This is a genomic window from Allobosea sp. 05T433, assembly GCF_056396065.1.
The window spans coordinates 95,766-109,066 of the sequence record NZ_JBFTKS010000023.1; the positions used below are offsets into that span (position 1 = coordinate 95,766).

The window sequence follows — 13,301 nt, forward strand, 5'->3', positions numbered from 1 at the left end:
TCAGTGCAGGTTCGGCTGGGCGCCAGCGCCCTTTTCGTCGATGAGGCGGCCCGTCGCGAAGCGGTCGAGCCGATAGGCGGTCGCGACCTCATGGGGCTCGTCGCGGGCGATCAGGTGGGCGAAACACCAGCCGGAGGCCGGCGTCGCCTTGAACCCGCCATAGCACCAGCCGGCATTGAGATAGAGGCCCTGGACCGGGGTGTGGTCGATGATCGGCGAGCCGTCCATCGACATGTCCATGATGCCGCCCCAGTGACGCAGCATGCGGATGCGGCCAAGGCCCGGCCATAAGGCCATGGCCGATTCCATCACGTCCTCGATCACCGGCAGGTTGCCGCGCTGGGCGTAGGAATTGTAGCCATCGATATCGCCGCCGAAGACGAGCCCGCCCTTGTCTGATTGGCTGATGTAGAAATGCCCGGCGCCATAGGTGACGACGTTGTCGATCAGCGGTTTCACGCCCTCGGAGACGAAGGCCTGCAGCACGTGGCTTTCGATTGGCAACCGCATCCCGGCCATCCCGGCGAGCCGCGAGGAGTTGCCGGCGACCGCAAGTGCGACCTTCCTGGCCCTGATCGCGCCACGCGTCGTCTCGACGCCGGTGATGCGGCCGCCTTCGATCGTCAGTCCGGTGACTTCGCAATTCTGCACGATATCGACACCGCGCTGGTCGGCGGCACGGGCGTAGCCCCAGGCGACGGCATCATGCCGGACGGAGCCGCCACGGCGCTGCAGAAGACCGCCCTGGATCGGGAAGCGGCCATCCCGGTAGTTCAGGAAGGGCGCCATGGCACGGACCTGCTCGCGGTCGAGCAACTCGGCATCGACACCGGCAAGCCGCATGGCATTGCCGCGCCTGGCATAGGCGTCGCGCTGGGGGTCGGAATGGTAGAGGTTCAGCACGCCGCGCTGGCTGACCATCGCGTTGTAGTTGATGTCCTGCTCCAGCCCCTCCCAGAGCTTCAGCGACCATTCGTAGAACGGGGTATTGCCGGGCAGCAGATAGTTGGAGCGGATGATCGTGGTATTCCGCCCGACATTGCCGGAGCCGATATAGCCCTTCTCGATCACCGCGACATTGGTGATGCCGTGCTGGCTCGCGAGGTAATAGGCCGTTGCCAGCCCATGGCCGCCGCCGCCGATGACCAGGACGTCGTATTCCGCCTTCGGCGCAGCATCGCGCCAGGCCGGGGTCCAGCCACGGTGACCCTTGAGTGTCTGTGCGGCGAGGGAGAAAATCGAATAGCGCATCGGGGCACCCGGGACGTCTATGCCGGACAGGAATTCGCGCCGGGCTTGTCATCCTGAGATTGACGAACATAGTCTGACGGACATGACTATCAGCGACGCGATCTTGACCAGTAACGACAGGCGTGAAGAAGAGGCGCCGACCCATGTCGGCTTCCTGCTGATTCCGGATTTTGCGCTGCTGGCCTATGCAACGGCGATCGAGCCGCTGCGCGCCGCCAACCGGCTCTCGGGGCGGGACCTGTATCGTTGGAGCCACGTCTCGATCGACGGATCACCGGCGCCTGCCTCCAATGGCGTCCGCATCCAGCCTGATTTCGCTGTCGGCGATGACGCCCGTCTCGACTACGTCTTCGTCTGCGCTGGCGGAAACCCTGCCGCCTTCCAGCACCAGCCCACCTTCGCCTGGCTCAGGCAGCTGGCGCGCCGCGGGGTGAAGCTCGGAGGTATCTCGGGCGGACCCTATATCCTGGCGCGCGCCAATGTGCTGACGGGCTACCGCTTCACCATTCACTGGGAACATGCGCCAGCCTTCATCGAGGACTATCCGGAGCTCGATCTGCGGCGTTCGCTCTACGAGATCGACCGTGACCGCCTGACATCGAGCGGCGGCACAGCCCCGCTCGATATGATGCATGCCGTCATCGCACGCGAGCATGGCAGCGAACTGGCTCTCGCCGTCAGCGAGTGGTTCCTTCAGACCCATGTACGCGAAGGCGAGGGGCCGCAGCGCATGCCGCTGCGCGAGCGGCTCGGCGTCAGCCATGCGCCGCTTCTACGGGTTGTCGGGCGCATGGAGCAGAATCTCGAAACGCCGCTTTCGCGCGGCGAACTCGCGCGTACGGCCGGCGTCTCGCTGCGCCAGTTGGAACGGCTGTTCCGCTTGCATCTCGGGCGTTCGCTCGGAGAGCACTATCTCGGCCTCAGGCTGGAGCGGGCCCGCCATCTCCTGCGCCAGACCAGCCTGTCGGTGCTGGAGGTCGCACTCGCTTGCGGCTTTTCGAGCGCGAGCCATTTTTCTCGCGCCTATCGCGCCCGCTTCAATCACCCGCCGCGCGGCGAACGTGTCCCTTACCGAACGGCGGTTTGACGCTGAGCGTCAAGAAACCGTCGCATGACGACAATTCGAAATGGGGATAGGTCGAAACTCTAGGCCCCAACAGAACAACGGGGACCGGTTGCCATGAAACGTACCTTCACGCTCGCGCTCGCCTGCGCCGCGATGCTCGCCGCGATGCCGGCATTCGCGCAGGACTCGCTCGCCAAGATCAAGGAAAAGGGTGTCCTCACCGTCGGCGTGAAGAACGACTACAAGCCATGGGGCTTCCTTGAGCCGTCCGGCAAGATCGTCGGGCTCGAGATCGATCTCGCACAGGCGGTCGCCGACAAGATCGGTGTCAAGCTGGAAATGCTCCCGGTCATCGCCGCCAACCGCATGGAATTCCTCAAGCAGGGCCGTATCGACATGGTCCTGGCGACGATGGGCGACACGCCTGAGCGCCGCAAGGTCGTCGGCATGGTCGAGCCGAATTACTATGCCAGCGCCACCAATGTGCTGGCTCCCAAGAGCGCCAATCTGAAGAAATGGGAAGATCTGAAGGGGCGCAAGGTCTGCGGCGTCCAGGGAGCTTATTATAACCGCCGCGTCTCGCAGCTCTATGCGCCTGAACTCGTGGTTTTCCCCTCGGTGCCGGATGCGCTGAATGCTCTGCAGGGCAATAACTGCGTCGCCTTCCTGTTCGACGACACGCTGATCGTCTCGACGTTGGCCGCGGGCGATCCGAAATGGGCGAATTACGAAATGCCGCTGGCTTCGGAAGATCCGCAGCTCTGGGCGATCGGCATTCGCCTCGAGGACATGGACGGTCCCTTCGGCAAGCTGGTCAAGGATATGTCGGTCGACTGGCACAAGAGCGGCAAGCTGCTCGAACTCGAGACCAAATGGGGCATCAAGCAGAGCCCCTATCTGATCGAGACCAACAAGAAGCTGAAGTCAGCTTCGTAACGCGGTCGCGCTCGATCGGCTGCGTTGATGCAGCCTCAGACACGTCATCCCGGGTTTGACCCGGGATCCATCGCCGCGCGGTGCGAGGGATCCCGGCATTCCGCGTCCTGGCATCTCGGATGACGATAGGCCTTCGGCTGAAACGGTGCTGCGGCATGAGCAGGTTTTCTTGATCGCGTCCTTCTTCCAGTGGCTGAACGATACGCAGGGGCTGAATTTCTCGGTCTTCTACGATGCGTTCGACCGTTCACGCTTCCTGACCGGGTTGTGGACCACGACCTATATCTGCGTGGTCTCGATCATCGCATCGATGGCGCTAGGCCTGATCGGTGTCTGGCTCGCCGGCGGCAATTCGCGCTCCGGTCGACTCGTGGTGCGCGTCTATGTGCAGTTCTTCCGCAATACGCCGCCGCTGGTGCAGCTCTCCTTCTTCTACTTCGCCGTGGCGAGCCTGTTGCCGACGGTGAGCGATGGTTTTGGCGGCCAGTCGCCGCTGGTCTCCGGGACCGGCTGGGCGATCATCGCATTCTCGCTCTTCGCCGGCGCCTTCAACGTCGAGATCTTTCGCGCCGGCATCGAGGCCGTGCCATCGACGACGGTCGAAGCGGCCGAGTCGCTCGGCTATACCCGTCTGCAGCTCTATCTCCATGTCGTGCTGCCGCTCGCCTTCCGCATTTGCCTGCCGGCGCTGAACAACAACCTGATCAATCTCGTGAAGACCACGACGCTGGCCTATGCCATCGGCGTGCCGGAGCTGCTCTATGCGGCCTCGCAGATCTGGTCCGAGGTGTTCAACGTCCGGGAGATGATGAACGTTCTGCTCGTCACCTATGTCGTGCTGGTGGCGGTGCTGGTCTGGATCATGGGCCGCTGGGAGCGGTCGATGCGCATTCCGGGATATTCGACATGAGGTCCGGCTCAACCGATCTGCCGGTGCTCAAGCCGTACCGCGCCCCTGCGCCGATCGCCCCCTCGGGTTTCGCCGCGCCGATGATGTTGGGCGGCGGCACGCTGACTGTCTTCGTCATCCTGTTCGGCGCTTCGCTGGCTCTTGCGCAGGTCACGGCGCGTCCGGCTGGCGAAGGTGCGGCCACCGTGCTGCTGCGCTGGGCGCCGCTTATCTTCCAGGGTTTCCTGTTCAATATCCTGATCAGCTTCCTCTCGATGGCGCTCGGCACCGTCGTCGGTGTGCTCGTCGGCATCGCGCAGGTCTCGCTGGTCGCGCCGGTCCGCAAGACCGCCTGGGGCGTAACGCAGTTCTTCCGCAACGCGCCCTGGCTGGTGCTGCTGTTCTACGCGATGTTCCTGTTGCCCTTCGAATTTCAGCTGTTCGGCATCACGATCGCCTTCCCAGCCTGGGTGAAGGCGGTCATCGGACTTGCGCTGCCGGTCGCGGCCAATGTCTCCGAGATCGTGCGCGGCGGTATCAAGTCGATTCCCGCCGGCCAGTGGGAATCCGCCGATGCGCTCGCCTTCACGCGGGCGCAGACGATGTGGATGATCATCCTGCCGCAGGCCTTCAAGCGGATGCTCCCACCCTGGATGAACCTCTATGCGATCCTGACCATGGCGACGACATTGATTTCGGTGGTCGGCATCCAGGACGCGCTCTCCGTCACCCGCGCGGCGCTGATCGCCGAGAGCCGGCCGGAATTGATGATCCCGATGTATCTGCTGCTGCTCCTGATGTTCTTCGCCTATTGCTACCCGATCGCGCGGGCGACGCTGGCGCTGGAGCGGCGCTTCAACGTGAAAGCTTGAGCCATGGCGAGCCGTCATCAACTGGGCGAGCCCGTCGTCGTAGTCGAGGGGGTCGAGAAATCCTTCGGCAGCTTTTCCGTCCTCAGGGATGTCAGCCTGACTGTCCGGCGTGGCGAGACCGTCTGCATCATCGGCCCGTCCGGTTCAGGCAAGTCGACGCTGCTGCGCTGTATCAATGGGCTGGTGCCGATCAGCAAGGGCTCGATCAGGCTCGCCGGTCGCGAGGTGAACGATGCGAAGCTCGACAAGCTGGCGCTGCGTCGCGACGTCGGCATTGTCTTCCAGCAATACAACCTCTTTCCTCACAAGACCGCGCTTCAGAACGTGATGATGGCGCCGATCCATGTGCTGAAGCAGGACAAGGTCGAAGTCGAGGAGCGGGCGCGCAAGCTTCTCGCCAAGGTCGGCCTTTCGCAGAAGCTCGCGACCTATCCCGGCGAGCTTTCGGGCGGTCAGCAGCAGCGGGTCGCGATTGCGCGGTCGCTGGCGATGAACCCGAAGGTGATGCTGTTCGACGAGGTCACCGCCGCGCTCGATCCCGAAACCAAGAAGGAGGTGCTGGTGACGATCCAGGACCTCGCCGCAGAAGGGATGACATGCATCCTCGTCACCCATGAAATGGGCTTCGCGCGTGAGGTGGCCGATCATATCTATTTCACCGATGGCGGCCTGATCGTGGAACATGGTTCGCCGGCGGATGTGTTCGGCAATCCACGCGAAGAGCGCACGAAGGGGTTTCTGGACAAGGTATTGTAGCAAGCCGTCGTCAGTCCGGCTCTTCCCCGCGTCTCGATCCGACGGTTTCCGCGTGCCTGCCATGCAGTGGCAGGGCCTATGTCGTCTGCGGATGCCTCTCTAACACTAGCGAGGAAGCGAGGGAGAAATCATGCTGGACTGGACACGGGCCGAGGCGGAAGCAGCCGCTATCACGAAGAGCTGGGCCGATCAGGCAGGGCCAGGTGGTGCGGTCGTCATCTTCGATGCGGAGCGACGGCTTGAGGCCTGTGCCGGCGGTTTCGCCAATCTGGAACAACAGACGCCCTTCACGGCGGATACGCCCAATCGTCTGGCCTCGATCAGCAAGCATTTCATGGCGGCGACGCTGCTGCTGGAAGGCATATCGCTCGACGCACCACTCGGCAGCCTGCTGGATGGTTTGCCTGCCGCCATAGCCGCCGTGCCTCTCGGCCGCGCACTTGACATGACCGGCGCCCTGCCGGACATGATGGAGACCCTGTGGCAGCTCGGCGTGCCCTACACCACGAGCCTCAGCGCGCCTGAGATTCACGGTTTCGCTCAGCGCCTGCCGGGCATCAATGCCGTGCCCGGCCAGGAGATGGCCTATTCCAATACCGGCTGGCGCCTGGCGCAGTCGGTGCTGCCGGCCCAGCGCAGCATCACCTATCGCGAAGCCCTGCGGCTGCGCCTGTTCGGGCCTCTCGCCCTGCCCTTCGTCTTCCCGGAGGATGAGAGCGAGATCGTGCCGGATCTCGCAACTGGCTACTGGCATGATGGCGTCAACTGGCGGCGTGGACGCTACGGCTTCCAGTTCTCTGCCTCAGGCGGGCTTGTCGGCAGCGCATCGGCGCTGGCGATCTGGGCGTCCGATCTGATGGCCGGGCGCGGGCCGCTCGCCGGCCTGTTCGAGAAACTCACCGCGCCGCGCCAGTTCGCGGATGGTCGCGAGAGCGGCTACCGCCTCGGCCTGGTCAGCACTCCGCTTCTCGGTACCACGGTGATCGGCCATGGCGGATCACTCACGGGCTACCGCAACCACTTCCTGATGGCGCCCGAGCATGGTGTCGGCGTCGTCGTGCTGAGCAATCGTGAGGAGGAGGCGCTCTGGCCGGCGTTGCGTGTGCTTGCGGCACTTCTGGGCGAAGCGCTGCCCGAGGCACCGAAGGCTGGGCCGACCGGCCTCTATGTCGGAGAGGAAGGGTCCTTCTGGGCCGAGCTCGCTGGAGACTCGATCGGCGTCATGGGCGGGCATGAGCGTCTCGTCGTCGGCGAGAACGGCAGGTTGAGAAGCCTGCCTTCCTATCTCGACATCGAGCTCCGCACGCTCGGCGAAGACGAGATTCGGGCGCGGATCGGCGGTGTCGAGCGTCGTCTTCTGCGCGTTCCGGCCGCCACGCCGCTCGACCCGCGCCTTGTCGGCCGGTGGCGCGAGCGCAGCTTCGGCGTCGAGATCACGGTTGAAGCGGACGGCACGGCCCAATGGCCCTGGGCCGAGCCGGTCGGCATGACCACCCGGCTGACCCCCTTGCCGGGAGGCCGCGCGCTCGCCGATCTTGTTCATGGTCCCTGGCGGCACCGGCCTTGCTTGTGGCTGCAGCCGGACGGCTCCCTGCGCGTCGACAGCCATCGGGCGCGTGTCCTGCTATTCGATCGTGTCGACGACGTTGGAGGTACCCGATGATCCGTTCCCGCCTTGCCGGATTGTTGCTTTGCGCCGCGTCGCTGACGCTCGGTCTCGAGGCACAGGCCCAGCCGGCTCCGAGCCGCACCTTGCGTGTCGCGCCGCATGCGGATCTCAAGACGCTCGATCCCGTTGCCGCTTCGATCGTCATCACCCGCATGCATGGGCTGATGATCTACGAGACGCTGTTCGCCTGGGATTCAAAGCTGCAGCCGCACCCGCAAATGGTCGAGAGCTTCTCGACTGCTCCCGACAAGCTGTCCTGGAGTTTCACGCTGCGGCCCGGCCTCAAGTTCCATGACGGCCAGCCGGTCACGACCCGCGACGTCATCGCTTCGCTTAAGCGCTGGATGGCGCGCGACACGATCGGCGGCAAGCTCGGCGAGTATACGGAAGGGTTGGAGACGGTCGACGACCGGACCTTCACGCTAAAGCTGAAGCGGCCGATGGCACTCGTGCCTTTCGCACTCGGCTCGGCGGTCGGCCAGATCCCTGTGATCATGCGCGAGAGCGATGCCAAGAGCGATCCGATGAAGCCGGTCACAGAAGCGATCGGCAGCGGCCCTTTCCGCTTCAACCGGGCGGAATGGCGCAGCGGCGCGCGCGTCGTCTACGATCGCAACCCCGATTATGTGCCGCGCTCGGAACCGGCCGACGGTCTGGCGGGAGGCCGCGTCGTCAAGCTCGACCGCGTCGAATGGATCATCATGCCGGACGCCGCGACGGCGGCCGCTGCGATCCAGACCGGCGAGATCGATATCTGGGAGCAGCCGAGCCAGGACCTGATCTCGACCATCGCCAAGACCCGCGACGTCAGGGTCGAACGCTACTCGAACCTCGCCAACCAGGTGATGCTGCGGCCGAACCACCTCTATCCGCCGTTCAACAATCCCAAGGCCAGGCTCGCCCTGGCCTATGCCACGGACCAGGCCGATTTCCTCGCCGCCGGGTTCGGGGACGAGGAGTGGTGGAAGCGCTGCAATGCCTATTTCGTCTGTGGTGGGCCAAACGGAACCGAAATCGGCTCCGAAGCCTATGCCAAGCCCGATCTTGCAACCGCGAAGAAGCTGCTCGCCGAGAGCGGCTACAAGGGCGAGAAGCTGGTGCTGAGCACTTCGAACGACATCGCCCCGATCGGTCGCATGGCCGAGGTCGCGGCGCAGTCGCTCAAGGAGGTCGGCTTCAATGTCGATGTCCAGTTTGCCGATTGGGGCACCGTCACCACCCGCCAGCAGAATCGCGGCACCGTGGATCAGGGCGGCTGGAACCTGTTCGTCACCTATGCGTCGGGCGCGACCATGCAGTCGCCGATGACCAATATCGGCACCAATATGGGCTGCGAGAAGGCGTGGGCGGGCTGGCCCTGCGATGCCGAGGCCGAACGGCTGCGTGGCGCTGTCGTCGATGCTCCGGACGAGGCAAGCGGCAAGCTCGCGATCGAAGCGTTGCATCGCCGACTCACGGAAGTGCAGCCGTACCGTGTGCTCGGTCAGTTCGACCAGCCCTACGCCCGCCGCAGCACTATTTCAGGCGTGCTCGCCGCACCGGTTATGCTGTTCTGGAACATCGAGAAGAAGTAAGCAGCCAGCACTGACGGCTGCGGTCGATGCGCGGTCCGGGGCGAGGCTTCTCTCGCCCTGGACCACAAGATCGGAACATTCTGCCGGCGGCAGGGCCAATCCCGGCAGGATGGGGCGCCTCCGGGTGCCAGACGGGCACGGATTGCGAGCTGCCCCTCTGCTAGATTTGCGCTTATCCCTCCTGTGCGGTCCGATCGACGGCCGCTTCAATCACGTGGCTTGTCATGACGACTGTCGAAACGGTTCTGGCCGATCTTGTGGCCTTTCCCTCTGTTTGCCGGACGCCGAACGCGGCGATCATCGAGCATGTCCGCCGATACCTCGCGAGCCATGGTGTCGAGAGCGTCATCGTCCCGGGGCCGGAAGGGGATCGCGCCAATCTCTTCGCCACCATCGGACCGCGTGAGCCGGGCGGGATCATTCTCTCGGCCCATCTCGACGTCGTGCCTGCTGCCCCCGAGGGCTGGGTCGGACAGCCCTTCGCCTTGCGCCGCAATGGCGACCGCCTGATCGGGCGCGGCGCTGTCGACATGAAGGGGTTTGTGGCCAGCGTGCTGGCGAGCGTGCCGGATCTCACCTCGCGCCGGCTGGTGCGGCCGGTCCACATCGCGCTCTCCTATGACGAGGAGGTCGGCTGCGTCGGCGTTCGTCACCTGATCGCGCGGCTGCCGGAGCTTTGCCCCAGGCCGGCTGGTTGCATCGTCGGCGAGCCGACCGATCTCCATCCCGTCTTGCGTCACAAGGGCAAGATCGCTCAACGCGTCACGGTCGAGGGCAAGGCCGGGCACTCGTCGCGGACCGATCTCGGCGACAATGCCATTCACTACGCTGCGGAGTTGATGGCTGCCGTGCATGCCGAGGCGCGCCGGCATGCGGTGGAGGGCCCCTTCGCCGACAGCTTTGCCCCGCCCTATTCCACGATCCAGGTCGGCACGGTGCGGGGGGGAACCGGCATCAACATCGTTCCGGCGCAATGCGTCTTCGAGGTCGAGGCTCGCGCCATCGCTGGACAGGAGCCGGCCGGACTGCTTGCCTTCCTGCCGCGCGAGGCGGAGCGGATCCATGCGGCTGCTGTCGCGGATGGGCACAATGTCGTCTTCGGCTTCGAGACGATGAGCGACTATCCGCCGCTCGATCTGCCCGATGAGGATCCGTTGGTCGGGTTGACCGAGGACGTCTGCGGGAAGCCGCGCCAGCAGGCCGTCAGCTTCGGGACCGAGGCCGGGCTCTTTCGGGCCGCGGGCATCCCTGCAATCGTCTGCGGGCCGGGTGACGTGAACAGGGCGCATAAGCCCGAGGAGTATATCACCGATGCGGAACTGGCCGGCGCGATGGCCATGATTGCGCGGATTGGCGATCGTTTGTCCTCCTGACTCAGGCTGTCAGCGCAGTTCTGGTTGATCGCCTGAGGCCGTGCATGAATGTCGGCACGGATCATCCGGAGGAGACTGACCATGCCTGATCGCCAGCGTGTCGAGGCTTTTGTCGCAGCCGTCGTGAGTGGCGATCATGTCGGCGCCATCCGCGACTTCTACTGCGAGGATGCTTCGATGCAGGAGAACGGCGCCGAGCCGCGCCGCGGACGCGACGAATTGATGGCGCATGAGGCCAGGGCACTCGTCCGGCTCAACCGGATGCACACACATCCCGCCCGGGCCGTGCTGGTCGATGGTGACCGGGTCGTGATTCACTGGATCTTCGATGCCACCGACAAGCAGGGTGTGACGCGGCGGCTGGAAGAACTCGCGATCCAGCGCTGGCGCGGCGACCGCATCGTCGAGGAGCGCTTCTTCTACGATACCGGATCGGCCTGGCAGGTCGTCGAGCCTGTGCGTTAGATGTCCATCAGGGCAGAGAGCACCGGCAAGCCGGAGCGGTTCAAGCTGGTCGTGTCAGTCTATGTGATCTTTGGGCGGGGGAGCGAACTCCTGCTGCTGCGGCGCGCGAACACGGGTTACGAGGACGGCAATTACGGTCTCGTCTCCGGGCATCATGACGGCAGCGAGCCGCTGCGAGCAGCGGCCGCGCGCGAAGCGAAGGAGGAGGCGGGCGTCGAGATCGATCCGGCCAGCCTGACCTTCGCAACTGTGCTCCACCGATCGCAGGACGAGGAGCGGCTGGATTTCTTCTTCGAGGCGCGCAGGTGGCAGGGCGAGCTTCGCAATGCCGAGCCTGAGAAATGCGCCGAACTGGCCTGGTTCCCCATCGATGGCTTGCCGGAGAACACGATTGCCTATGTTCGCGAGGCCATCGCCCATTGGCAGTCCGGCACTCGCTATTGCGAGTTTTGGCGGGAGAGCTGACGCGCCCCGCTACGACAGCACGCCGCGATAGGGCGCAGCCACGATCAGGCAGCAATTGCCGGGCCGGACGCGGCCGGGCTGGCGGCGGCCGTAGAGGATGCCGTCGGCGGCATAGTGCAGCGTCTCGGGCGGGCGGGTCGGGTCCCAGGTGCAATGGATGCGGCCGGCCGGCTGGCCGGCCCTGACCTTGGCGCCATTGGCGTGGAAGGGTTCGAAGACGCCGTCGACGGTGGCATAGACATAGGCCGAGGTGCCGGGCAGCTCGAGGATCTGGCCTTCGCCGCGCTTCGGCTCCGGGGTGTCGCGCGCGACGATGCCGAGATGGTCGAGCACATTGGCAACGCCGCGCCGGCAGACCTTGAGCGCCTCCAGCGAAACCGTGCCGCCGCCCGCCATCTCGGTGCCGACGGTGACGAGCCCGTTGCGGCAGGCCGTTGCTGTTGCGGTGCGCGGCTCGCCGAGATTGCTGATCACCACCGTCATCGGCGCGTCGAACGCCTGCACTGCGGCGACATTGCGCGCGTGCAGCGCCGGATCGTCGGTCGGCTCGACGATCGCGCTCGGGATGATGTCGAGCGAGGAGCCGCCTGAATGCAGGTCGAGGAAGGCGTCGCCGAGCGGCAGGATATGGTCGCTGACAAAGGCGGCGATCTGCTGGGTGATGGTGCCGCGCGGGTCGCCTGGGAAGGTCCGGTTGAAATTCAGGCCATCGACCGGCGACGTCCGCTGGCCGGCGATGACGGCGTGCGAATTGTTCGCCGGCATCAGGATCAGCCGGCCTTGCACGCGGCCGGGATCGAGATCGCGGATCAGGTCGCAGATCGTGATCGGCCCCTCGTATTCATCGCCATGGTTGCCGCCTTCGAGGATCGCCGTCGGGCCGGAGCCGTTCTTGATGATCGCGATCGGGATCCGCGTCGCGCCCCAGGCGTCGTCATGCGGCGAATGCGGAATCATGACGAAGCCGACTTGCTTGCCGTCGCGCGCGGGATCGACTGTCAGGAAGGCGCTGGACGGACGGGGCGTGGGGTTCTGCTTGACGCTGGTCATGGCTGGCTCGCGGGCGCGCCGAGGCTCTTGGGGCGGCAATCCGGCCCGGTGGCGCAGTCTGAAGGGAAAATGCCGGGCGCGGCCCGCGCCCGGCTGATGTCTGGCGTCGCTCAGAGCGTCGGCAGCGGGTCCATCGGCATGTCCAAATACTTGCGATGCAGCCGGTCGAGCTCGCCGTTCATCGCATTGAAGAAGATGAAGCCGTCGAGCCAGCGCACGAGATTATGCTGATCCATCTGCACACCCATATGGGCCGGGCTGCGGCGGATGACGAACTTGCGCTCGAATTCCTTGTTCGGGTTCTGCTTCGCCAACGCCTGCGCGACGATGCTGTTGGTGGCGAGCAGGTCGGCCTGGCCGGTGATATAGGCTGCCGCGGCCGTGGCGTCGTCCTCGGTGCGCATCAGGCTCGCCTTGGGGGCGGTTGCCGAGATCGCGAGCTCCTGCGTCGTGCCCTTGGCGGCGGCGACGCGGGCGGAGCCGATGGTCTCGGGGCTGCTGACCGGCGAGGCCTTGGCACCATAGACGGCCAGGAAGGTATTGGCATAGGGCGCGGTGAACTGGATCTGCTTGGCGCGCTCCGGCGTCAGCCCCATCACCGAGATCACGATATCGACCTTGTCGGTGAGCAGGAACGGAATCCGGTTGGCGCCGGTGATCTGCTGCATCTCGAGCTTCACGCCGAGGCCCTTGGCGACCATCTCGGCCATCTCGATGTCGAAGCCGATCGGCTTGCGGTTCTCGTCCTGAGCGCCGAAGGGCGGGGCGTCGAGCGGCACGCCGATGCGTACCACGCCCTTGGACAGGATGTCCTGGAGCTTGTCGGCCCGGGCTTCGGCTCCGCCAAAGACGGCAACAGTCAGTGCAGCCAAACCTGCAAATAGCGAACGCATGTTTCGTCTCCCCTCGTTGTGCAACTGGTGTCGATCGGCCTC

General features: G+C 65.1%; 13 protein-coding genes. 10 read left to right on the forward strand and 3 right to left on the reverse strand.

From position 1 onward, the window contains the following. Positions 1-1,251: a sarcosine oxidase subunit beta family protein gene (locus AC1DGP_RS26060; RefSeq protein ID WP_441507517.1), complete on the reverse strand. Its 1,251-nt coding sequence runs from the start codon at positions 1,249-1,251 to the stop codon at positions 1-3. Positions 1,252-1,354: 103 nt separating this feature from the next. On the opposite strand from AC1DGP_RS26060, the gene AC1DGP_RS26065 reads away from it, so the two are divergent. The 10 genes from AC1DGP_RS26065 to AC1DGP_RS26110 all read left to right on the forward strand — a co-directional run bounded on the left by AC1DGP_RS26065 (position 1,355) and on the right by AC1DGP_RS26110 (position 11,316). Next, the gene (locus tag AC1DGP_RS26065; protein ID WP_476832654.1) at positions 1,355-2,338 is read left to right on the forward strand and encodes a GlxA family transcriptional regulator; all 984 of its coding nucleotides are present in this window, start codon (positions 1,355-1,357) and stop codon (positions 2,336-2,338) included. A gap of 93 nt (positions 2,339-2,431) precedes the next feature. Beyond that, entirely contained in the window at positions 2,432-3,253 is an 822-nt protein-coding gene (locus tag AC1DGP_RS26070) for a transporter substrate-binding domain-containing protein (RefSeq protein ID WP_441490331.1), read from the forward strand. 169 nt (positions 3,254-3,422) lie between these two features. Then, positions 3,423-4,163 carry an amino acid ABC transporter permease gene (locus AC1DGP_RS26075; RefSeq protein WP_441507519.1) on the forward strand — a complete coding sequence of 247 codons (741 nt, stop codon included), beginning with the start codon at positions 3,423-3,425 and terminating at the stop codon, positions 4,161-4,163. Continuing rightward, positions 4,160-5,014, forward strand: a complete 855-nt coding sequence (locus tag AC1DGP_RS26080) for an amino acid ABC transporter permease (protein WP_441507520.1) — start codon at positions 4,160-4,162, stop codon at positions 5,012-5,014. The genes AC1DGP_RS26075 and AC1DGP_RS26080 overlap by 4 nt, the downstream gene beginning before the upstream one ends. 3 nt (positions 5,015-5,017) lie before the next feature. Continuing rightward, positions 5,018-5,770 carry an amino acid ABC transporter ATP-binding protein gene (locus tag AC1DGP_RS26085; RefSeq protein WP_441507521.1) on the forward strand — a complete coding sequence of 251 codons (753 nt, stop codon included), beginning with the start codon at positions 5,018-5,020 and terminating at the stop codon, positions 5,768-5,770. A 130-nt stretch (positions 5,771-5,900) separates the two neighbouring features. Next, positions 5,901-7,433, forward strand: a complete 1,533-nt coding sequence (locus AC1DGP_RS26090) for a serine hydrolase domain-containing protein (RefSeq protein WP_441507522.1) — start codon at positions 5,901-5,903, stop codon at positions 7,431-7,433. After that, the gene (locus AC1DGP_RS26095; protein ID WP_476832655.1) at positions 7,430-9,013 is read left to right on the forward strand and encodes an ABC transporter substrate-binding protein; all 1,584 of its coding nucleotides are present in this window, start codon (positions 7,430-7,432) and stop codon (positions 9,011-9,013) included. Before AC1DGP_RS26090 ends, AC1DGP_RS26095 begins: the two co-directional genes overlap by 4 nt. A gap of 224 nt (positions 9,014-9,237) precedes the next feature. Then, a complete protein-coding gene (gene argE / locus AC1DGP_RS26100; protein ID WP_476832656.1) occupies positions 9,238-10,386 on the forward strand; it encodes an acetylornithine deacetylase in 1,149 nt (382 codons plus the stop codon). Positions 10,387-10,467: 81 nt separating this feature from the next. After that, positions 10,468-10,851, forward strand: a complete 384-nt coding sequence (locus tag AC1DGP_RS26105) for a nuclear transport factor 2 family protein (protein WP_441507525.1) — start codon at positions 10,468-10,470, stop codon at positions 10,849-10,851. After that, complete coding sequence (locus AC1DGP_RS26110; protein WP_441507526.1) at positions 10,852-11,316, forward strand: NUDIX hydrolase; 465 nt, start codon at positions 10,852-10,854, stop codon at positions 11,314-11,316. Between the two features lie 9 nt (positions 11,317-11,325). Here the strand turns inward: AC1DGP_RS26110 and AC1DGP_RS26115 are convergent, their stop codons facing one another. After that, positions 11,326-12,366, reverse strand: coding sequence for a succinylglutamate desuccinylase/aspartoacylase family protein (locus AC1DGP_RS26115; protein WP_441507527.1), 1,041 nt, complete (start codon positions 12,364-12,366; stop codon positions 11,326-11,328). 110 nt (positions 12,367-12,476) lie between these two features. Beyond that, positions 12,477-13,259, reverse strand: coding sequence for a transporter substrate-binding domain-containing protein (locus tag AC1DGP_RS26120; protein ID WP_441507528.1), 783 nt, complete (start codon positions 13,257-13,259; stop codon positions 12,477-12,479). Between the last annotated feature and the right edge of the window lie 42 nt (positions 13,260-13,301).

Excerpts from the sequence above, each read along its gene's own strand:
- AC1DGP_RS26120 (WP_441507528.1), bottom strand. The coding sequence starts at position 13,259 with ATGCGTTCGCTATTTGCAGGTTTGGCTGCACTGACTGTTGCCGTCTTT.
- AC1DGP_RS26080 (WP_441507520.1), top strand. The coding sequence starts at position 4,160 with ATGAGGTCCGGCTCAACCGATCTGCCGGTGCTCAAGCCGTACCGCGCC.
- AC1DGP_RS26085 (WP_441507521.1), top strand. The coding sequence starts at position 5,018 with ATGGCGAGCCGTCATCAACTGGGCGAGCCCGTCGTCGTAGTCGAGGGG.
- AC1DGP_RS26060 (WP_441507517.1), bottom strand. The coding sequence starts at position 1,251 with ATGCGCTATTCGATTTTCTCCCTCGCCGCACAGACACTCAAGGGTCAC.
- AC1DGP_RS26115 (WP_441507527.1), bottom strand. The coding sequence starts at position 12,366 with ATGACCAGCGTCAAGCAGAACCCCACGCCCCGTCCGTCCAGCGCCTTC.
- AC1DGP_RS26105 (WP_441507525.1), top strand. The coding sequence starts at position 10,468 with ATGCCTGATCGCCAGCGTGTCGAGGCTTTTGTCGCAGCCGTCGTGAGT.
- AC1DGP_RS26070 (WP_441490331.1), top strand. The coding sequence starts at position 2,432 with ATGAAACGTACCTTCACGCTCGCGCTCGCCTGCGCCGCGATGCTCGCC.
- AC1DGP_RS26090 (WP_441507522.1), top strand. The coding sequence starts at position 5,901 with ATGCTGGACTGGACACGGGCCGAGGCGGAAGCAGCCGCTATCACGAAG.
- argE (WP_476832656.1), top strand. The coding sequence starts at position 9,238 with ATGACGACTGTCGAAACGGTTCTGGCCGATCTTGTGGCCTTTCCCTCT.
- AC1DGP_RS26095 (WP_476832655.1), top strand. The coding sequence starts at position 7,430 with ATGATCCGTTCCCGCCTTGCCGGATTGTTGCTTTGCGCCGCGTCGCTG.
- AC1DGP_RS26110 (WP_441507526.1), top strand. The coding sequence starts at position 10,852 with ATGTCCATCAGGGCAGAGAGCACCGGCAAGCCGGAGCGGTTCAAGCTG.